This window comes from Aestuariimicrobium sp. T2.26MG-19.2B, from assembly GCF_950101875.1.
Classification (GTDB): Bacteria; Actinomycetota; Actinomycetes; order Propionibacteriales; family Propionibacteriaceae; genus Aestuariimicrobium; species Aestuariimicrobium kwangyangense.
Map to the genome: position 1 here is coordinate 745,191 of NZ_CATNLW010000001.1, position 20,570 is coordinate 765,760.

18 protein-coding genes are annotated in these 20,570 nt (G+C 69.4%); 6 read left to right on the forward strand and 12 right to left on the reverse strand.

Features of this window, described 5'->3' with window-relative positions; all coding sequences use genetic code 11:
* Positions 1-66 precede the first annotated feature (66 nt).
* From QQZ11_RS03405 to QQZ11_RS03420, 4 genes are read right to left on the reverse strand one after another with little or no spacing between them, the layout of a single operon-like run.
* Positions 67-726 (reverse strand): hypothetical protein, encoded by a 660-nt coding sequence (locus QQZ11_RS03405; RefSeq protein ID WP_284548685.1) that lies wholly within the window; start codon positions 724-726, stop codon positions 67-69.
* The gene (locus QQZ11_RS03410; RefSeq protein ID WP_284548686.1) at positions 716-898 is read right to left on the reverse strand and encodes a hypothetical protein; all 183 of its coding nucleotides are present in this window, start codon (positions 896-898) and stop codon (positions 716-718) included. Before QQZ11_RS03410 ends, QQZ11_RS03405 begins: the two co-directional genes overlap by 11 nt.
* Positions 895-1,899, reverse strand: a complete 1,005-nt coding sequence (locus QQZ11_RS03415) for a zinc-binding alcohol dehydrogenase family protein (RefSeq protein ID WP_284548688.1) — start codon at positions 1,897-1,899, stop codon at positions 895-897. The genes QQZ11_RS03410 and QQZ11_RS03415 overlap by 4 nt, the downstream gene beginning before the upstream one ends.
* Positions 1,887-2,432: a PadR family transcriptional regulator gene (locus QQZ11_RS03420; RefSeq protein WP_284548690.1), complete on the reverse strand. Its 546-nt coding sequence runs from the start codon at positions 2,430-2,432 to the stop codon at positions 1,887-1,889. Before QQZ11_RS03420 ends, QQZ11_RS03415 begins: the two co-directional genes overlap by 13 nt.
* A gap of 101 nt (positions 2,433-2,533) precedes the next feature.
* Here QQZ11_RS03420 and QQZ11_RS03425 point away from each other — a divergent pair, with 101 nt between their 5' ends.
* From QQZ11_RS03425 to QQZ11_RS03440, 4 genes are all read left to right on the forward strand, one after another.
* Positions 2,534-3,520: an alpha/beta hydrolase gene (locus tag QQZ11_RS03425; protein ID WP_284548691.1), complete on the forward strand. Its 987-nt coding sequence runs from the start codon at positions 2,534-2,536 to the stop codon at positions 3,518-3,520.
* On the forward strand, positions 3,517-4,932 hold the full coding sequence (locus QQZ11_RS03430; RefSeq protein ID WP_284548692.1) for an alcohol acetyltransferase: 1,416 nt from the start codon (positions 3,517-3,519) through the stop codon (positions 4,930-4,932). Before QQZ11_RS03425 ends, QQZ11_RS03430 begins: the two co-directional genes overlap by 4 nt.
* The gene (locus QQZ11_RS03435) at positions 4,929-5,585 is read left to right on the forward strand and encodes a DUF6320 domain-containing protein (RefSeq protein ID WP_284548693.1); all 657 of its coding nucleotides are present in this window, start codon (positions 4,929-4,931) and stop codon (positions 5,583-5,585) included. The genes QQZ11_RS03430 and QQZ11_RS03435 overlap by 4 nt, the downstream gene beginning before the upstream one ends.
* A 165-nt stretch (positions 5,586-5,750) precedes the next feature.
* Complete coding sequence (locus QQZ11_RS03440; protein WP_284548694.1) at positions 5,751-7,175, forward strand: bifunctional dTDP-4-dehydrorhamnose 3,5-epimerase family protein/NAD(P)-dependent oxidoreductase; 1,425 nt, start codon at positions 5,751-5,753, stop codon at positions 7,173-7,175.
* Here the strand turns inward: QQZ11_RS03440 and QQZ11_RS03445 are convergent.
* From QQZ11_RS03445 to QQZ11_RS03455, 3 genes are read right to left on the reverse strand one after another with little or no spacing between them, the layout of a single operon-like run.
* A complete protein-coding gene (locus tag QQZ11_RS03445) occupies positions 7,150-8,112 on the reverse strand; it encodes a DUF1648 domain-containing protein (protein ID WP_284548695.1) in 963 nt (320 codons plus the stop codon). The genes QQZ11_RS03440 and QQZ11_RS03445 overlap by 26 nt on opposite strands.
* Positions 8,112-9,851, reverse strand: coding sequence for a murein biosynthesis integral membrane protein MurJ (gene murJ / locus QQZ11_RS03450; protein WP_284548696.1), 1,740 nt, complete (start codon positions 9,849-9,851; stop codon positions 8,112-8,114). Before murJ ends, QQZ11_RS03445 begins: the two co-directional genes overlap by 1 nt.
* 54 nt (positions 9,852-9,905) lie before the next feature.
* A complete protein-coding gene (locus QQZ11_RS03455; RefSeq protein WP_022909268.1) occupies positions 9,906-11,186 on the reverse strand; it encodes an aspartate kinase in 1,281 nt (426 codons plus the stop codon).
* Between the two features lie 465 nt (positions 11,187-11,651).
* Here QQZ11_RS03455 and QQZ11_RS03460 point away from each other — a divergent pair, with 465 nt between their 5' ends.
* Both QQZ11_RS03460 and QQZ11_RS03465 read left to right on the forward strand, forming a co-directional pair.
* The gene (locus QQZ11_RS03460; protein WP_284548697.1) at positions 11,652-12,134 is read left to right on the forward strand and encodes a DUF1707 SHOCT-like domain-containing protein; all 483 of its coding nucleotides are present in this window, start codon (positions 11,652-11,654) and stop codon (positions 12,132-12,134) included.
* Between the two features lie 26 nt (positions 12,135-12,160).
* A complete protein-coding gene (locus tag QQZ11_RS03465) occupies positions 12,161-13,183 on the forward strand; it encodes a Gfo/Idh/MocA family protein (protein ID WP_284548698.1) in 1,023 nt (340 codons plus the stop codon).
* Here the strand turns inward: QQZ11_RS03465 and ileS are convergent.
* The 5 genes from ileS to QQZ11_RS03490 all read right to left on the reverse strand — a co-directional run bounded on the left by ileS (position 13,164) and on the right by QQZ11_RS03490 (position 20,540).
* The gene (ileS, locus tag QQZ11_RS03470; RefSeq protein WP_284548699.1) at positions 13,164-16,421 is read right to left on the reverse strand and encodes an isoleucine--tRNA ligase; all 3,258 of its coding nucleotides are present in this window, start codon (positions 16,419-16,421) and stop codon (positions 13,164-13,166) included. The two genes, QQZ11_RS03465 and ileS, sit on opposite strands and share 20 nt — an antisense overlap.
* 215 nt (positions 16,422-16,636) lie before the next feature.
* A complete protein-coding gene (locus tag QQZ11_RS03475; RefSeq protein ID WP_284548700.1) occupies positions 16,637-17,443 on the reverse strand; it encodes a tryptophan-rich sensory protein in 807 nt (268 codons plus the stop codon).
* On the reverse strand, positions 17,440-18,369 hold the full coding sequence (locus tag QQZ11_RS03480) for an NAD(P)H-binding protein (RefSeq protein WP_284548701.1): 930 nt from the start codon (positions 18,367-18,369) through the stop codon (positions 17,440-17,442). The genes QQZ11_RS03475 and QQZ11_RS03480 overlap by 4 nt, the downstream gene beginning before the upstream one ends.
* A 1-nt stretch (position 18,370) precedes the next feature.
* Positions 18,371-19,132 carry a CPBP family intramembrane glutamic endopeptidase gene (locus tag QQZ11_RS03485; protein WP_284548702.1) on the reverse strand — a complete coding sequence of 254 codons (762 nt, stop codon included), beginning with the start codon at positions 19,130-19,132 and terminating at the stop codon, positions 18,371-18,373.
* Positions 19,125-20,540 (reverse strand): cryptochrome/photolyase family protein, encoded by a 1,416-nt coding sequence (locus tag QQZ11_RS03490; protein ID WP_284548703.1) that lies wholly within the window; start codon positions 20,538-20,540, stop codon positions 19,125-19,127. Before QQZ11_RS03490 ends, QQZ11_RS03485 begins: the two co-directional genes overlap by 8 nt.
* Positions 20,541-20,570 lie beyond the last annotated feature (30 nt).

Genomic DNA, 20,570 nt, shown 5'->3' on the forward strand with positions numbered 1-20,570 from the left:
TGGGCACCCCCGGCATTGTCGCGGCCGTGGCGGTAGGTGGTCCCGATGCGACCGCTTTGCTCTCCATCAATCGAGCACCGAGCCACTGACCACTCTCAGGTCCGCGAAGTAGGCCTCGGTGCCGATGTCGACGAACAGCCCCACTGCGCCCATCCCCCATCTCCCATGCGTCGTGACCTCGAGCACGGGGACCCCGTCAACGGTCACCCGACACCGCTCGCCCTGCACGTCCAGCCTCAGGTGCAGCCACTGGTCCGGTCCGATCTCGGCCCCGGCCTCGTAACGGCCGTCGGGGTAGGCCTCGCGCAGCCTGTCGAAGGTCCATTCGGGGTAGCTGAAGTGCTGTACGGCACGACGGTCCCGAGGCGGGGGTGGGTTCGTCCGCAGACCGTTGAGGGGTCGCACGTAGACACAGTCGAAGTGATCACGCCGCGGACTGATCCGGTAGGCGACACCTGCGAAACCTCTCGCATAGTCGGGGGCCAACCGATGGAGACCACTGCGAATGTCGACCTCAATGGTGCCGTCGGCGAAAGCTACCGGCAATTCCAGGAAGGTCGGGGCATCGATGTAGTCCCTGCCAGGCACTCCGTGCAGGGAGACCTCATCCGTCAACGAGATCCGCAAGGCGCCGCGTCCCTCCACGGTCGCGGCGACGGCTGAGACTGAGTGCGCGCGGGCACCCTTGGGCACACCGTCGAGGCGGTGGACGAATTCACTGGTCATGGTTGCTCGTCCTCCGAGTCAGGAGCGTGAAGCTGGCCACACGAGGGGTGTACATGTCGGTGGCGAACGGAGGTACGGCCGTCTGTAGGGCGATGGTGCCGATCAGTGTGGCGGTGACCGGCACCAGACCCACCTGTGCCCGGTGGCCGGCCGGGACGACGTCGAGGCTCATCGGGGCAGGTCCTCGGTCCGGGTGACGACCACGAGTTTGCCGCGGGCCTGATTGGCCTCCATCACCTCGTGGGCCCGCCTGATCTCGTCGAGACCGAACACCTGCCCGAGGGGAAGCCGCACCCGACCGTCGGCGACATCGTCCAGGAAGTCCTGCAACACCTCTGCGGGCAGGTCGGCCGCGTCGCCGGAGTAGGCGGTGAGCCGCACCCCCGCCGGCAGGTAGTCGATGGGGTAGAAGTCGGGCACCGTCCACTGGTGGGAGAGCATGCCGGTGAGGCAGACCGTCCCGTGCACTGCGGTCGCTCGCAGGGTGTCGGGCAAAGTCCCGGTTCCCACCAGCTCGATGGCTCCGTCGACCCCCGCCGGAATGATCCGGCGAACCTGGTCGGAGACGTGGCCATCGTCCACCAGCACGTGGTCGACCCCCAAGCGGGTGAGCGACTCGGCCTTGCCCGGGTCCCGGGTGGTCGCGATCACCGTCAGCCCCCACCGGTGGGCCAGTACGGCCGCGGCCATCCCCACCGAGGACGTGCCGCCCCGCACCAGCAGGGTCTGGCCCGGACGCGCGTCGACACCCACCGTCAAGGAGCCATGGGCGGTCTGCAGCATCTCGGGGACAGCGCCCAGCACCGACCACGGCAGGGAGGAGGAGAAGCCGATCACCTGGGAGACAGGGACGCAGGTGTACTCGGCGTAGCCCCCGTCGATCGTCCGGCCCATTCCGCCCATCAGGGTGACCACCTGCTGGCCCGGTCTGAACTCCCCACCGGGAGCGGCCGCCACGACTCCGGTGGCCTCGATGCCCAGCACCCGGGGGTAGGTGACCGCGTCCCCCGAGAAGCCGAGCCGGGTCAACAGTTCGGAGCGGTTGAGCCCGAAGGCCATCACCCGGATCAGCACCTCACCGGCCCGCGGGGAGGGGATCGGGAGGTCGCGCACCTCAAGGTTCGACACCGGCCCGGGGGCGGTGAGCACGACTGCTCGCATCAGTTCGTCCATGGTGCGACCCTTCCGCTGGATCCCTCCAGCATCTCGGTGAGCCACGCGCGTTCGGCGCGACTGGTGGCCCGGGCAGAGACCAGGATCCCCCGCCGGTACGGGTCGTCGAGTTCGTCGGCCCGGAGAGGATGATCCCCGTCGTAGAAGAAGCCAGCGGGCTCGGACAGGAATTGCAGCCGGCGGCGCAGCACCTCGTCGCGTTCGGTGGGCTCGGGCAGCAGTGACAGGAAGGCGAGCACCACCATGAAGCGGTGTCCGTCGGTGATGTCGTGGCCGCCGGCTTCCCGCAGCCGTTGCCGCAGGGAGTCGCGTCCCACCTCGGTTAGGTTCAACATCCGCTTGGCAGCGCCGGCCCGACCGGGAGCGGAGTCGGATCGGACGAGTCCTTGGGCCACCAGTCTTGAGATGGCGGGATACAGGGTGCCGTCACTGATCGCGCGGGCGTGCCCGTGCAACTGCTCCATCCGCTCCCGCAGCCGGTAGCCGTGAAGCGGGCCCTCGGCGAGGAACCCGAGGATCATCAACTCGATCACGGTCGCATCCTATACCTCGAATCGATGCATGTCGGAGTCAGGGGGCCTCCCTCCCGCCGCGCCCGACGTACGACCGAGCACCCACCTCGTAGGGTGGCGTCATGCCCACCGACGAGCCCGACCCACCGATCAACCCGGTGGTCAGCGCCGTCCTGGGACTCTTCGCCGCCCCGCGGCTCAACATGCGTGAGGACTACCGCCGCGTGCGGCTCGTCCAGCGACTGGCGGCCGGACCGACGGGACGGTTCCACACCCTCGACCAGTCCATCCGGGCCACAGACGGCCACGAGATCCCGGTGCGGGTGTTCCTGCCCAAGCAGCGCACCCACGATGACGTGCTCGTCTTCTTCCACGGGGGCGGTTGGGTGGTCGGCAACATCGACAGCTACACCCCCGCCTGTGCGGCCCTGGCCGATGCGACCGGGCGGCTGGTGCTCTCGGTTGACTACCGACTCGCCCCCGAACACCCCTTCCCGCAGGGGTTCGAGGACTGCCTCCGCGTGACCGACGTGCTGGCTCGTTCACCCCAGACCCTCGATCTTGACGACGCCGGCGGCATCACGCTGATCGGCGACTCCGCGGGCGGCAACCTCGCGGCGGCCGTCAGCCTGCGGTTGGCGGAGCGCGGGTGCCCGATGCCCAGCCGCCAGATCCTGTTGTACCCGGCGACCTGGTACGACCACGACCCGCTCACCTCACCCTACGAGTCGGTGCGCACCTACGGCAGCGGGCTTCGCCTCACGTCGACCGAACTGCGCGACTACATGGCCCTCTACCAACCCGACCCCGAGGCCCGCCGCACCCCGCTGATCGCTCCCCTGCTGGCCAGCGACCTGAGCGGGCAACCGTCCACCCTGGTGGTGACGGCCGAACTCGACCTGCTGCGGGATGAGGGCGAGGCCTACGCCCAGCGCCTTCAGGAGGCCGGCACCTTCGTCCGACTCGAACGGCTCCCGGGTGCCCTGCACGGGTTCATGACACTGCCGCGGTTCGCCCGTCCGGTCGTGCGGCTGCACGAACTGGTCAACGAGTTCCTCGAAGAGACCGACCACGCTCCCCGCGTCACCGAGCACCGGAGCGTGCCGTGAGTGATCGTCGCGCCTGGGTGCGTCTCGACAACGCCTCGAACATCTTCCTGGCCGCCATGAGCGATGTCGACACCAAGGTCTTCCGCATCAGCGCCGAACTCGACGACGTCGTCGACCCGGTGCTGCTGCAGCAGGCCCTCGAGATCGTCTACGACCAGTACGTGCTCTACCACTCCGTGCTGCGGCGAGGCGTGTTCTGGTACTACCTCGAGGAGAGCGAGCTGCGTCCCGAGGTCACCGACGACGTCCTGCCACCCTGCGACCACCTGTACCACTTCGACCGCCACAACCTGCTGTTCCGGGTGATGCACCACGACCGGCGGATCATCCTCGAGGTGCTGCACGCCCTCACTGACGGCACCGGCGCCTCCTGGGTGCTGCACGACCTGGTCCGCGAGTACGTACGGCTGCGACACCCCGAGGAATGGGGCGAGAGCCCGCTCGACGGCGGGCAGCCCGGAGCGCCGGCCCTGCCCACCCGCGTGAAGCACGGCCTCGACCCCGACAGCTTCGGCGCCTTCCACCCGCGCCAACCCCGGCAGTTCGCCGTCGCAGCCGAACCCGCCCCGCTGCAGGCCGAGGGCGCGGTCGAGGGTTCCGCCCCGGCCGCGGTCGCCGCCGCCACGCCACCGCGCCACCTGGTGGCCCATGACCTCTTTCGCCGCGGTCGTCGACGGGTCCATCGGGTGCGCGGGCACCTCAACCCCGACCACCGCACCCGCATCATCGAACTCACCATGCCCGTCGGCCAGGTGCTGCCCCTGGCCCGAGCCCAGGGGGTGTCGCTGACGGTCTACCTGACGGCCCTGTTCCTGCACGCCATCCGAGACGTGGACGCCGAGACGGCGGCCGGTCGGACGATGGCCGTGTCGGTGCCGGTCGACCTGCGCCAACGCTTCGGGTCGCGGTCGGCGCGCAACTTCTTCGCCACCACCCGACTGGAGCACTGCCAGAGTGATGACAGCTTCGACGCCATGTGCACCTCGCTCGCCCGCCAACTCGCCGAGCAGACCACACCCGCCGCGCTCGAGGCGAAGCTGCGCAAGCTGATCGGGTTCGAACACCATCCGATCGGACGAGTGCTGCCGCGCCCCCTCAAGGACCTGGTGCTGGGAGCGGTGAACCGGCTCAACAACCGCAACCTCACCGTGGCGATGACCAACATCGGACGGGTCAGCTTCCCCGACCCCGTCGACGCCCACGTGGGTGCCGTGCACCTGGCCGTGTCGGCGGCCCGTCCGCAGTTCTCGATGGCGAGTCACGGCGACCTGCTGACGGTCGACTTCACCTCGCCCTTCACCGAGACCGCGCACCAGACAGCCTTCGTCCGCGAACTGACCGAGCGCGGGGTGCAGGTGACCGTGGCAGCGGTGAAGGTCACCGCCGATGAACTGGCCGCGGTGGCCCCATGAACCGCTGCCCCGCCTGCCGGGTCGACGTGAGGGGTGGGTGGACGACCTGCCCGCTCTGCCGCGGACCGATCGTCGGCGAGGGTGCCCCGGCACCCGCCCCGTGGCCGGACGTGCCGCTGCGCTTCGACAGGCGGGTGTGGTTGAAGGTGGTCGGGCTGGTCTCGTTGGTCGTCATCGCGGGCACCCTGGGCACGGTCGTGTTCATCCCCGTGCCGTGGGTGCGGCTGATGGTCATGGGCCTCGCCGCCCTGTGGCTGGTTGCCCTGATCACGGTGCGCAAACGACGCAACATCGCCAAGACGATCGTCTACCTGGTGGTTGCTGCCTGCGGCCTCTGCGTCTACGCCGACTTCATGAGCGGGTGGCGCGCCTGGTCGACCACCTTCGTCATACCGATCATCTGCGCGGTCTCGATCATCGCCCTGCTCGTGGCCGTCCGGATCGCCAGGATGCGCCCACCGGACTACCTCGTGTACTCGTGGCTGACACTGCTGTTCAGCGTGGTGCCCGCCCTCTTCCTCGCCTTCGGCTGGGTGCACCACACCCTGCCCTCGTGGATCTCGGTCGCCATGGGATTCCTGATGCTGGTGTGGATGCAGGTCTTCCACGGGGCAGACATCCAGCACGAGGTGCGCAAGCGCCTGCACGTGTGACCCCGTCCGTGCCCGGGCAGGGATGCTGGCCGTCGCTCACCCACGGCGCGCGGCCCGCACCCGCCCGCACAGGCCGTAGGATCCCCTGAAGGTGGGCTGACCCGGCCGAGTGCGAGCAGACCATCCAGCACCCATCCCAGTGACCCGAAGGAACAGGCGACAGTGGTGACCCAGTTGACCATCGACCCGACCGCGATCCCGGGGCTGCTGGTGGTGAACCTGCCCGTGCACGGTGACGCCCGCGGCTGGTTCAAGGAGAACTGGCAGCGGCAGAAGATGACCGCACTCGGGCTGCCCGACTTCGGCCCGGTGCAGCAGAACGTGTCGTTCAATGCCTCCCGGGGCGCCACCCGCGGTGTGCACGCCGAACCGTGGGACAAGTTGGTCAGTGTCGCCACCGGTCGGGTCTTCGGCGCCTGGGTCGACCTGCGCCCCGGCGACCACTTCGGCACCACGGTGACGGTGGAACTGGGCCCCGAGACCGCGATCTTCGTGCCGCGCGGCGTGGGCAACTCCTACCAGGCCCTCGAGGACGCAACCACCTACGCCTACCTGGTCAACGACCACTGGAGCGCCGAGGCACGCGAGCGCTACACCTACGTCAACCTGTTCGACCCCGACCTCGGCATCAACTGGCCGATCCCCCGCGAGCAGTGCGAGGTCTCGGCCGCGGATGCCAACCATCCGCCGCTGGCCGAGGTCACCCCGATGGCACCCCCAGCCGTCGACAGCCGGTCCACCGTCATCCTGGGTGCCGACGGTCAGCTCGGACGAGCGCTGGTGCGGCTGCTCCCCCACGCCACCGCCCTCACCCGCGATGACCTCGACCTGCTCGACCCCGCCGCGATCGACGCCTTCGATGTCACCGGCGTCGAGACCATCATCAACGCCGCGGCCCACACCGCCGTCGACGATGCCGAGACCACCACCGGGCGCCGCACCGCCTGGGCCCTCAACGCGACAGCCGTGGCCCACCTCGCCGGGTTGTGCCGTCGGCACCGGCTCGGGTTCGTCCAGGTGTCGTCCGACTACGTCTTCGACGGCACCCACGAGGTGCACGAGGTGGACGAACCCTTCGCTCCCCTGGGGGTGTACGGGCAGACCAAGGCCGCGGGTGACCTGCTGGCCGCCACCGTCGACCGGCACTGGATCGTGCGCACCAGCTGGGTGATCGGGGAGGGCCGGAACTTCGTCGACACCATGGCCTCGCTGGCCGCACGCGGGGTGAGCCCCCGGGTGGTCGACGACCAGTTCGGACGACTCACCTTCGCCACCGACCTGGCGGCCGGGATCGTCCACCTGCTCACCTCACAGGCGGAGCCGGGGACCTACCACCTGACCAACTCCGGCCCCGTGACCAGTTGGGCCCAGATCGCCGCCCGAGTGTTCGAACTGTGTGGACGGGACCCGAAGGACGTCACCGGAGTCAGCACCGAGGAGTACACCGCCGGCACGGGAGCGGCGCCACGCCCCACCCACAGCACGCTGTCGCTCGAACGCCTCAGTGCGACCGGGTTCATGCCTGTGTCGGCCGACTCCCGGCTGGTGGAGCACCTCGAACGGATCAGCCCACCCGCGCCCAGGAGTTGACCGCCGCCGCGCAGGCCTCGGGCTCGGTGACGGTGACGCAGACGGGCCGTCCACCGGCTCGTTGCACCCAGACAGCGGCTCCGCGGGAGGTGACCAGACCGAGGCCACGAGGCCCGAAGCGGATGCCCCAGCCGCCGAAGTCGCGCATGGGCTCCACGTGGTCGACCTCGGCCGACTCGATCTGCTCCAGGGGCACGTTCAGCCAGGTCAGGCGCCCGCCCGTGGCGCGCAGCCCCCGCTCGTCGACGGTGACCTCGCACTTCAGCATGGTCAACAGCAGCCCCATCACCAGCATCAGGATGAGCATGAACACCACCAGTCCCCAGACGCGGTAGACAGCGGCGTAGGCGAGCAGCACCGCGGTGGGAGCCATGCCCACCAGGGGTAGCACGTACACGGCCGTACCGGTACGCGTGAGCCCCGACCAGGGCATGGGGGGGACGCTGGCGTCCCCGGCTGCGGGGGTCGGGCGAGCGGCCACGGGGTGGGGGCGGCGCCGGTCCAGTGCGCGCAGCACCACGGCCACCAGCACCCCCACCACCAGTCCCGCCACCAACGCGAACACCAGCTCGAAGCCCAGCCTGTGGTTGGGGTCACCGGCCTGGGTGACCAGCAGCCCGTTGCCCGACCCGGCCAGGAACACGGCCATCCCGCTGGCCGCCGACGGCACGGCGATGCGATCGCGCATCACCACCGCGAGTCCGACCAGCAGGGCGGTCATCACCCCGGTCAGCACCGCGGTGGTGACCAGGGCCGACGTCAGCGAGGTCCAACGATCAGGTCGTCCGGCCACTCCCCAGTGCACCGCCACCCGGTCACCCAACGAGTCGCGCACCGACCAGGCCCACGCGCTGGTGACGCCGAGCACCAGCAGTGCGGTGACCACGGGGACGGCCACCGCGAGGGCGGCCCCGCCCGGGCGGGCGGTTGCAGACATCAGGACTCCTGGGAAGAAGGGCGAATGAACGGGAGGCGCCGCAGCACGGGACGAACGAAGTCGTCGACCTCGGTGATGTGGAAGAGCTTGGCCAATGCCAGGTAGGCCAGGACGAAGACCAGCCCCGCCGCGGCCAGGCGCAGGCCCTGGACCAGCAACCCACTGCCCAGCACCCCCAAGGCCGTCGACACTCCCCAACACATCAGCCCCGCGCAGGCGGAGACGAACCCGACCCTGACGTAGAGCCGCAGGGTCTCGGCCAGGCCGAGGTGGCCGAGGTCACGCCGGGCCACCAGCACGAACACCAGTCCGGTGACGATGTTTGCGACCGACATGCCGAGTCCCGTCACCGCCACGGCCCAGCCGACCGGCACCAGGAAGGCGGCGGCGGCGAAGCCCACCTGAACGGTCGTGAGCAGGGCCTGCAGCCACAGGTTCTTGCGTCCCTCCTCGCGGGCGAAGCAGTACCGCTGCTGCAGGGTCGTCACCCCGAAGGCCATCGTCCCGATCGCCATCGCGGTCAGGATCCACGCCTCCTGTTGCGCCTCCCCCGGCGTCAACCGGGGGAAGAGCACCCGGAAGATCGGCAGGGCGAGGGCGATCATGCCGGCGCTCATCGGCAGCACGGCGACCGCGGGAAGTTCGAGCCCTTGGCGCACCAGACGTCGCTGTGCGGTCAGGTCGTCGGCCTGGTGGGCCCTCGTCATGCGGGGGAACAGGGCCGTCAGGATCGAGGTGGTGACGAAACTGTGGGGCAGCATGAAGATCAGGAAGGCGTTGTCGCGTGCGATCACACCCGGCACGCCGCCGTTGTCGCCGCGCACCGTGGTGATCACCCACTGCACGACGAACCCGCCCAGTTGCGCGAGCACGAGTGCGGTGAAGGTCCACCCGAGCATCTTGGACGCGGATCCGAATCCTCGTCCGCGCACGCCGAAGCGGGGACGGTACCGGAAGCCACCACGGACCAGCGGTGGGATGAGCGCGAGCCCCTGCACCACGATGCCCAGGGTGGTGGTGCCGGCCAGCACGCCGACCATCGGCCAGGTCCAGGCGGCGTTGCTCCCCTGCCTGCCCCACACCGCGAGGAAGTAGACCAGCCCGCCGATCTGCACCACGTTCGCGAGCACGGGTGTCCACATGAAGGCAGCGAATTGGTTCCGGGCGTTGAGCACCTGGCCGAGCACGGCGTACAGGCCGTAGAAGGCGATCTGTGGCAGACAGACGAACCCGAACATGACCGCCAACCGGTACTGCTCGGGGGGAAGGTTCGAGGTGGCGCGCACCAACAGCGGGGTCAGAGCGGTCGCGACCACGGCGGCCGCCACCACCAACAACAGCGAGGCGGTGATCAGGCGGTCGACGAAGTCGCGTCCACCGTCGGGGTTCTTCATCGCCTTGGTGATCTGCGGGATCAGCACGGCGTTCAGCACGCCCGCCGACAGCAGGATGTAGATGTAGTTGGGCAGGGTGTTGGCGATGGCGAAGGCGTCGGCGCCCAGTGAGATGCCCACGCACGCGGCCAACAGCGAGGCCCTGACCATGCCCAGCACCCTGCTGACCAGGGTGCCCGCCGCCATCAGCGCGGAGCTACGTCCGATCGAGGGCTCCTCGGGTGCCGCCGGTTCGGCTCCGCGAAGAGGCGCCGCTCCGGCCTCACCACTCACCTCGGGGGCCGCGTCCGGCAGCTCGAAACCACGCTGAGGACGAGCACCCGCTTCGACCCCTGGATCAGACATGCCGCAAGGCTAGCGGTCGCGCTGCACCCACCGAGACGTCGAAGGCGGCCGGGCTCAGCGACCGGTGCCGGCGTAGACCACGGCCTCGCCGTCGGCGTCCAGACCGAACGCGGTGTGGGCGGCGCGCACGGCGTCGTCGACCCGTTCGGCGGCCACGACCACCGAGATGCGGATCTCGGAGGTGGAGATCATCTGGATGTTGATGCCCTCGGCGGCCAGGGCCGAGAAGAACCGGGCCGTCACGCCGGGGTTGGAGCGCATGCCGACGCCGATCACCGAGACCTTGCCGATGCCGTCGTCGAACAACACGTCGGTGAAGTCGATCTCGGACTGGGCGGCGCGCAGGGCATCGATGGCTTTGCGACCGTCATTGGAGGGAAGGGTGAACGAGACCTCGGTGCGGTTCGACGAGATGTCCGAGACGTTCTGCACGATCATGTCGACGTTGATGTTCGCGCGGGCGATCACGTCGAAGATGCGGGCTGCCTGACCCACCTGGTCGGGCACACCCACGACGGTGATCTTGGCCTCGCTGCGGTCATGCGCGACACCCGAGATGATGGTCTGCTCCATGGCGTTGTCCTCGTCCTTCTTGATGTCGTTGGCGTCCTTGACCCAGGTTCCCGGCTTGTCCGAGAAGGACGAGCGGACGTGCACCGGCACGTTCTCGCGGCGCGCGTACTCCACGCACCGAAGATGCAGGATCTTGGCACCGTTCGCGGCCATCTCGAGCATCTCCTCGTAGCTGATCTCGGGGATGCGCTGGGCGCCCTTGACGATGCGTGGGTCGGCTGTGAACACGCCGTCGACGTCGGAGTAGATCTCGCAGTACTGGGCCTGCAGCGCGGCGGCGAGTGCGACCGCCGTGGTGTCGGAGGCGCCTCGTCCGAGAGTGGTGACGTCCTTCGAGTCCTGGCTGACACCCTGGAAGCCGGCCACGATGACGATGTTGTCGTCGACGAGAGCGTCCTCGATGCGGCCGGGGGTGATCTTGGTGATGCGGGCATCGCCGTGCGTGCCGGTGGTGATCACACCGGCCTGGGAACCGGTGTAGCTCTTCGCCTTCATGCCCAGATCGGACAGCGCCATCGCCAACAACGCGGCCGACTGCCTCTCCCCGGTGGTGAGCAACATGTCGAGCTCGCGGGGATGCGGCTGCGGCGACACCTGCAGGGCGAGGTCCATCAGCTCGTCGGTGGTGTCACCCATGGCCGAGATGACGATGACGACCTCGTTGCCGGCACGCTTGGTCGCGCTGATGCGCCGGGCCACGCGCTTGATCGATTCCGCGTCCGCGACAGACGATCCACCGAACTTCTGGACGACTCGAGCCATCACACCTCCTGGGTCGCCGACCACTGTAGTCATCGCCGCACGGTGACAGGTGCGGAGTCCGCCTGCGGTACGACCTCGGCGAAGGTCCGGCCGTCAGGGTGTGCTCGTTCGGTCGTCGTTTGTCGGCGCACCCTGTCCCGACGGCCCCAGCTGCCCTCGCTCCGTTCCCAGCTGCCCTCGTTCCGCTCCAGCTGCCCTCGTTCGCGCCACTTGCCCTATCCCTGAACGGGGGCAACTGCACCGGGCGAGGGCAACTGGTCCGGTGAGGGGGCACCTGGACCGGACGAGGGCAACTGGTGCGGCGAGGGGGCAATTGCACCGGATGAGGGCAGGTGCACCAGATGGAGCAGGTGGTCGGCCACGGCTGGGGAGCAGACGGACGCCAACCCGTCACGCGCGTCCCCGAGCCGTCCCCGAGCAGGTGCCCGTGCGCTGCCGAACGACGCAGGTGACTAGGCTGCACTCATGTCAGACGTGCCGCAGCGAATCGGCGATGCCGAGCGTGACCGGGCCGTGCAGGAGTTGCAGGCCCACCACGCCGCGGGTCGACTCGATCTCGCGGAGTTCGACGAGCGCATGCAGGCAGCCCTCCAGGCCCGCACGAACGCTGACCTGGTTCCCTTGTTCCGAGACCTGCCGAGCACCGACTTCTCCGCCCGGACCCTCGCCGTGCCGAGTGCTCCCTCCAGTGCACTGGCCCCGCTGGCCAAATCTGCCGAGACCTCGCTGCAGCGTGCGGCCAAGGTGGTGGTGGGGCTGATGTGGCCGCTGGCGCTGGTCATCAACTTCGCCTTCGGGTGGGAGTGGTGGTGGCTGTTCCTCGTGCCGATCTTCGCGGCGCCTGCGATCCTGAACGCGGTCGGGCTGGAGTCCGGACGGCAGCGTCGCCAGCGTCAGACGGAACAGCGAGAGTTGGGCCGGGATCGGCGTAGGGAGGAATCCGAGTGACTGATGACCGAGGGACGGGCGACCGCGTGACTGAGCAGCCGAATGCCGAACAGCCGAATACCGAGCAGCGGGAGATCGGTTGGGGCATCGTCGGCCCGGGGCGCGTGAGTGCCACCGTGCTGAGCGACCTTCGACTGGTCCCCGGCGTGCGAGTGGTGGGGGTGGCCTCGCGCAGCCTTGACCGTGCCCAGGCCTTCGCCGACGAACACGACCTGCCCCAGGCCTACGACTCCGTCACCGCGTTGGCGTCGGACCCCGATGTCGACGTGGTCTACATCGGCACCCCCCATCCGGGCCACCGACGGGCGGCCCTCGAGGCCATCGCGGCTGGTGCCGGGGTGGTCGTCGAGAAGGCGTTCGCGGCCACCTTCGCCGGTGCCGAGGAGGTCGTCCAGTCGGCCCAGAGCGCAGGGGTGTTCTGCATGGAGGCGATGTGGACCCGCTTCCATCCGGTGATCATGCAGGCCCACGCCCTCATCGACGCCGGCGACATCGGCGAACTGCGCAGCATCCAGGGCGACCTCTACGCGCTGCGGGAGTTCGACGCCGACGACCGACTGTTCAAGCCAGAACTGGGGGGCGGGGCCATGCTCGACCTCGGTCCGTACGCCCTGCACGTGGCCACCGACTTCCTGGGCCATGCCGAGTCGATCCACACCTGGGGATCGAAGCTGCCCAACGGTGTCGAGGGGCAGGCCACCATGGTGCTCGACCACGGCAACGGACGGCACTCGTCCCTGATGATCTCCCTGGCTGCGGCCGGCCCCGGACGGGTGATCCTGTGCGGCACCCGCGGCTTCATCGAGATCCTGCCCCGCTTCCACCACTCACCCGGGCTGGTGCTCAACCGCCCCGGTGAGCCCAGCCGCGAGTTCCCGGCGGAGGGTCTGATCGGCAAGGGCTACACCCACGAGTTCATCGCGGCCACCGAGGCCGTCCGCGCCGGCCGCACCGAGGTCGACCGGGTGCCGGTGGTCGACACCCTGCACGTGCAGTCGCTGATGCAACGGGCGCTGGACGACCTGGGCGTCACCCAGCGCGACGACTGACGCGAACCGTCAGGCCGAGATCGGGCTCCCGGACCCACTCCTTGCCGACCTCGGCCAAGGACGGCTCGTCCACCTCGGTGATGCTGGTCGCGAGCACCTCGTCGGCGATCATCGCCTGGTGCTCGCGCACGGCAGCGGCCAGGTCGTCCGAGGATGCCGCCCAGTCCAGCGAGATCCTGTCGGAGACGTCGAGTCCCGAGGACTTGCGGGTCTCCTGCACGAAGCGGACGACCTCGCGGGCCAGTCCCGCCGCCACCAGGGCGGGGGTCAGCACGAGGTCGAGCGCGACGGTCTCGCCCTGTTCGTTGACGACCGACCACCCTTCGCGCGGACGCTCGGAGATCAGCACCTCCTCGCTGGTGACCTGGGTGCCTCCGGCGTAGTCGACGGTGGCCACCCCATCGGCGGCCAGGGCGGCCGCCAGGGCAGCCGCGTCGGCGTCCGCGATGGCCTGGGCCACCTGCGGGGTCTGCTTGCCGAACCTCTTGCCGAGGGCGCGGAAGTTGCCCTTGGCCGAGTGGTCGACCAGGTCTCCGGCCGAGGCGAAGGACTCGACCGCCTGCACGTTCAGTTCGGCCTTGATCTCAGCGAGCAGGGCTTCGTCGAGGTGACGATGCGCCTGCGAGGGGATCAGGATCCGCGACAACGGCTGGCGGGTCTTCATCTTCGACTCGGCCCGCGCCGACCGGCCCAACTCGACCATCCTGCGGGTGGTCAGCATGGCACGGTCGAGGGACTCGTCGACCAGGCCCGGGTCGGCGACGGGCCACGTCGACAGGTGCACCGAGGCGGGCGCCGACGGGTCGGTGGCCACCACCAGGTCCTGCCAGACCCGCTCGGTCACGAACGGCATCATCGGTGCCATCAACTGGGTGAGCGTCACCAGCACCCGGTGCAGGGTCGACAGCGCACCCGGTTCGCCGTCCCAGAAGCGACGGCGGGAGCGGCGGACGTACCAGTTCGACAGCACGTCGATGAACTCCGACAGGGCTGCGCCGGCGCCCTGGGTGTCGAAGTCCTCGAGTCGGGCGGTGACCTCTCCGACCAACTGGTTCAGCGAGGAGGTCAACCACCGGTCGAGCACATGGGTCGGTTCGACCAGGCCGTCGGCCGGTGACCAGTGGTTGGCGCGGGCGTACAGGGCCTGGAAGGCAACCGTGTTCCAGTAGGTCAACAGCACCTTGCGGACGACCTCCTGCAGGGCGGTGTGACCGACCCGGCGGGCCCCCCACGGCGACCCGGAGGCTGCCATGAACCAGCGCACCGCGTCGGCACCGTGCTCGTCCATCAGTGGGATGGGCAGCAGGATGTTGCCCAGGTGCTTCGACATCTTCTTGCCGTCCTCGGCGAGGATGTGACCCAGGCAGAGCACGTTCTTGTACGAGCTTTCGTCGAACACGAGGGTTCCGATCGCCATCAGCGTGTAGAACCAGCCGCGGGTCTGGTCGATGGCCTCGCAGATGAAGTCGGCGGGGTAGGCCTTCTGGAAGGCCTCGACCGAACCGGTCGCGTGCGGGTAGCCCAACTGGGCGAAGGGCATCGACCCGGAGTCGAACCAGGCGTCGATCACCTCGGGCACCCGACGATAGGTGCCCGGCTCCCCCGGCTTGGTGAACGTGACGTCGTCCACGAAGGGACGGTGCGGGTCGAGCCCCGACTGGTCGAGGCCGGTCAGCTCCGACAGTTCGGCCAGGGAGCCGACACAGACCAGCTTCGACGGGTCGGCATCGTTGCGCCAGATCGGCAGCGGGGTGCCCCAGTACCGGTTGCGGGACAGGGCCCAGTCGATGTTGTTGTCGAGCCAGTCACCGTAGCGGCCGTGCTTGATGTTGTCGGGGTACCAGGTGGTCTTCTCGTTCTCGCGCAGCAACTCCTCGCGGCGCTGGGTGGTGCGGATGTACCAGGACGGCTGTGCGTAGTAGAGCAGGGCCGTGTGGCAGCGCCAGCAGTGGGGGTAGCTGTGCTCGTAGTCGACCTTCTTGAACAGACGACCGCGCTCGGCCAGGTCGGTGACCAGCAACGGGTCGGCGGTCTTGAAGAACACCCCACCGACCACCGGCATGCCGGCCTCGAAGGTCCCGTCGGGACGAACCGGGTTGACCATCGGCAATCCGTAGGCGCGGCAGACGGCCATGTCGTCGGCTCCGAAGGCCGGCGACTGGTGCACCAGACCGGTGCCGTCCTCGGTGGTGACGTAGTCGGCCAGCACGACGAAGTGGCTGCGGGTGCCGACCGCCTCGCGTCCGGGCGGGCCGACCAGGTCGCTCTCGGGGAACTCGACCAGGTCGAAGACGCGGTCGTAGGTCCAGTACTCCATCTCGGAGCCGAGGAAACGCTGGGTGACCTGCCAGGGCCGTTCCCCCTCGGCGACCGTGCCCAGGTTCTTCTCGAACAGCGGCTCGGCGACCACCAAGGTCTGCTCACCGTTCGTGGCGGCGACGTAGGTCACCCCGGGATGCACCGCCACGGCGGTGTTGGAGGGCAGCGTCCAGGGGGTGGTGGTCCACACCAGCAGCGACGCCTGACCGGCCAACGGGCCCGACGTCAGGGGCATGGTGACGTAGACCGAGGGGTCGACGACATCCTCGTAGCCCTGCGCCAGTTCGTGGTCGGACAACGTGGTCTCGTCGCGCGGGCACCACGGTGCCACCCGGAAGTCCTCGACCAGCAGCCCCGACTCGAAGATCTGCTTGAGGGCCCACCAGACGCTCTGCACGTACTCGGGAGACATCGTCCAGTAGGCCTGGTCCATGTTGACCCAGTAGCCCATCCGCTCGGTCAGCTTGGCGAACTCACCGACGTGGCGGCCCACGGACTCGCGACACCTCTGGTTGAAGGCCTCGATGCCGTAGGTCTCGATGTCGGCGCGACCGTCGAATCCCAGTTCCTTCTCGACGGCGAGTTCGACAGGGAGCCCGTGGCAGTCCCAGCCCGCACGGCGCTCGACGTGGAACCCCTGCATGGTCTTGAAGCGGGGGAAGACGTCCTTGAAGACACGCGCCTCGACGTGGTGGGTACCGGGCTGGCCGTTGGCGGTGGGGGGTCCCTCGTAGAAGGTCCAGGCGGGACCCTGCGCGGTCTGCGCGAGCGACTCGTCGAAGGTGCCCTGTCGTGACCACAGCTCGAGCACCTGCCGGTCGATCTCGGGCAGGTCGACGCTGGCTGGCACGGGGTGGTAGGTGGTGCCGCCCTGCTGCTGGGCGTCGTTCGGCGCGGCCGGGGAGATCTCGGTGCTCATGGTTCCCTCGTCTGTGTTCACGGACGAAGGGACGAGAACCCGCTCACGCGGACCCCGCGGTACCACCCTCCTTGGCGCGTTCCCCGTCTGCACGAGGTCACGCACCCACTCATCGCCGCCACTGCCGGTTCTAGTGAGGCACTCCCGCAGGAGTGCCCGTTCTTCCGGCGGCTCCGGGGTGATGGCCCCATCCCAGCCGTGTGGACGGACAGATTCTAGTTCGCCGCGACGGCGCCATCCAACTCGTTTGAACCGCGCAGCGACTCGGCGCGCCACCACAGGCGCAGGAAGGCGGCGAGCACCACCAGCGCACTGAGGGCCGCGACGACCCCCACGACCGTGTTGTGGGGGCCGACGGCCAGTCGTCCGTGGGCGATCCAGCCCAGCCCCCAGACCATGGCGGCAGCGACCCCGCCGGCACCCCGGTAGACGCGCGAGAAGGTGACACCGAGGGCTGCGGCGACGACCAGCACCACGACCGCGGCCACCGTGTTTCCGACCCGGCCCAGATTCGCGCCGGAGGCGACGGCCGCGGCGGTGACATTGGCGCACGTGGCCACGGTGACCCACCCCAGGTACAGCCCGAAGGTTCCGTCGAGCAGCAATGCCTCGAGGGTTCCCGCGGGACGACGCACCATGAGTCTGCGCATCAGCAGTCCCAGGACCAGGGCCAACGCGGCGATGTCGACCACACTGAGCCAGAGCCCACCCGCCTGGGTGATGGCCAGCCAGGCCCCGTTCAGCACCATGGACGCCGCGGGCAACCAGCCCAGGCTCGCCGCCCGGCGGGACCGGCCACCACTGGGGGTCCACACCCAGACGACGTAGGCCACCAGCAGCAGGTAGGTCACCGACCAGATCGAGAACGCGGCGGTCGACGGCGCCAGCAGGGTCGCCTCGGCCGACAGCGCTCCCCCATTGGTCTGGTTGACCGGGCTGCCCAGCAGCCCGAAGCCCCACAGGGTTCCGACCATCATCATCAGCAGGGCTGCGGTGTCGACCAGTCGACGCGTCGTGTTCATTGCTCGTCCTTCTTCCCGGAGTGGCTCTCGTCCAGCGCTCGCCTGACGGCATCGTCGAATCCCAGGATCCCGCCCGGGGGCGCTCCCAGCAGGGAGTCCGCGTCGTCCTCGTGCGCCACGGCCTCATGGATGAGGCTGCCCACCAGGGGCTTGGCCACGTCCGGGTCGACGGGCGTCACCAGGCCCACCCAGTGGGAGGCGAGCCACGGCGTCAGCACGGGCAGGGTGACCACGATCCGGCGACGCCTGCCGGTGACACGGGCGTACCGCTGCATCATCTCGGTGTAGGTCATCACGTCGGGCATCGCGATGTCGATGGTGCGGTTGACGTCGGGGGGCAGCGAGGCGGCTGCGGTGAGGTAGTGGATGACGTCGTCGAGGGCGATCGGCTGGATGCGGTTGCGCAGCCACTTGGGACCCACCATCACCGGCAGCCGCTCGGTGAGGTAGCGCAACATCTCGAACGAGGCGGACTGGGCGCCGAGCACCACCCCCGCCTGCAGCACGGCGGTCGGGACCCCGGACCGCAGCAGGATGTCGCCCACCTCGACGCGCGATCCGAGGTGGTGCGACAACTTGCCCCGCGGGTGCAGTCCGCTGAGGTACACGATGCGTTGCACCCCCGCGGCCTTCGCCCGTTCGGCGAACGACGTGGCCAACTCGCGGTCACGGCTCACGAAGTCGTGACCGGCGCTCATGGAGTGCACCAGGTAGTAGGCCACCCGACATCCGGACAGTGCCTCGTCCAGCACCGAGGCGTCGGAGATGTCGCCGACCACCACCTCCACCCGGTCGCGCCAGTGGGCATCGATCCGCTCGGGGTGCCGGGCGAGCACGCGCACGTGCCAGCCGGCATCGAGCAGCGAGGACACCAGCGGTGTCCCGATGGCGCCGGTGGCGCCGGTGACGAGCACGGTCGAGGTCATCTCAATCTCCCAGGGAAAGGGCGGGGCCGAGCAGCAGGAGCATGCCGAGCGACCAGGTCAGATGGGCGGCGATGGGGCCGGCGACACCGCCGGTCACCCGCCGCTGGGCGGAGGTGAGCAGACCCAGGCAGAGCGCGCCGAAGGTCAGCAGTGGTACCCCCGACCACAGGGTCGACGCCGCGTAGCACAGCGTCGAGACGGGGATCGCCCACCGGCGGGGGGACGAACTGTAGACGGCGCCGCGGAAGAAGAGTTCCTCGGCGACACCGTTGACGAACGTGATGGCGGCCACGATGGGCAGCGAGCCGTGGGCCGCGTGGGCGAGCAGGTCGTCCACCGGTCGACGCAGCACAGGGATGCGGCCGACGACGACGGCACCGAGCAGGAACACCACCAGCAGACCAAGCCCGAGCAGGAATCCCTGCAGCACGCCGCGGCTGCCGCCACCCGAGCGGGTACGGCCACGCCCCAGGTGCAGCGGCCCGGAGGCGACGGCCCCCACCATCCACAACGCGGCGACACCGAGGGCGGCGGGGTAGAAGCTGACGTCCCCGGGGGCGATGTCGAGGGCGAGCCCGAGGGCCACGGCGCCGACGGCGATGGTGACCACGACGACGAACCGGCGGCGCAGGAGTTGTCGACCGGTCTGCATCGGTGGTTCGTCCACCGGGTCGAGCAGGGCCGCTTCGACGAAGGCCCGCAGTTCCGAGACCCCTCGGCCGAGTCCCAGCCGGCTCGTCCGGTGCGTGGTCACCTCAGGCATGTCTGGCCATCTCCAGTCGGGCCAGGGCCTCTCGGCGCTCGTCCGCGTGGTCGATGATGCGGGTGGGGTACCCGTGGGCGTAGCCGTCGGACGCCTCCCACGGCTGGTGCACCAGGTCACCGGCGAGATGGGCCAACTCCGGCACCCAGCGCCTCACGTAGTCGCCCTGCGGGTCGTGGGTGAGCCCCTGCTTGACGGGATTGAAGACGCGGAAGTAGGGGGCCGCGTCGGTGCCGGTGCCCGCCACCCACTGCCAGCCGTGGGTGTTCGAGGCAAGGTCGCCGTCGACCAGGTGGTCGAGGAACCACTGGGCGCCGATCGGCCACCAGACGTGCAGGTCCTTGGTCAGGAAGCTGGCGGTCACCATCCGCACCCGGTTGTGCATCCAGCCGGTGGCCAACAGTTGGCGCATCCCTGCGTCGACGAGCGGGAACCCCGTGCGCCCCCGGCGCCACGCCTCGACATGGTCGCCATCCGGGTCATAGGCCATGCCGGCGAGTGTGGGACGAAGGTCTCCGGTCAGGCTCCCGGGGTGATGGTGGAGAACATCGGCGTAGAACTCACGCCACGCCAGTTCGGTGCGGAACCGCTCGGCGCCCTGCCCCGGACGAGGAGCGAGGTCGGCCAGCAGGGTCCTCGGGTGCAGCACCCCGAACTTGAGATGGGGTGACAGCTGCGAGGTGGCGGCCAGGTCGGCTCTGTCGCGCTGGGTGGAGTACCCGTCGAGGTCATCGGCGAGGAACTGCGACCAGCGCTCGTGGGCAGCCACTTCGCCGGCGGGAGGCAGTTCCGGCGCACCGGGTGCCCGCAGTAGCTGCTCGACCCGTGCCCACGCGCCCTGGTCGGACGCGTCCGGGACGAGAGCGAGGTCGGCGGGCTCCTCGGCCGGGGCGCGCCAGCCGTGTTCGACCCAGGTGCGGGCGAAGCTCGAGAAGGTTCCATGGGGGCCGCCGGCCTTGGTGCGCACCCGGCCCGGGGTGACGGCGTAGGGGCTGCCGGTCTCGACCCACTCCACGCCAACGCGGCCGAGGGCACGAGCCACCTGCCGGTCACGCTCGACACCGCCCGGTTCCGTCTCCGTCGAGACGTGGACGGAGGTGATTCCCCCAGCCGACACCACTCGGGGGATCACCTCGGTGGCATCACCCTCGAGCAGGGTCAGCCTTCCCTCGTAGCTCTGTCGCAGCGCGAGCAGGGTCGCAGCCAGCCATGCCGTTCGGGCGGCGCCTGCTCCCTCCAGGAAGACAGGGTCGAGCACGAAGACCACCTTCACCGGCGCACCGCCGGAGTGGTCGTGGGCGGCCGCCAGCAACGGCAGGTCAGCGCGACGCAGATCCCTGCGCAGCCACACCATGGCCGTCATCGCGATCCTCCCCGCTGGTCCGACGAACGTTTCGCCCCTGCTCATGGGTCAGCCTAGACCGACTCACGCCCAACG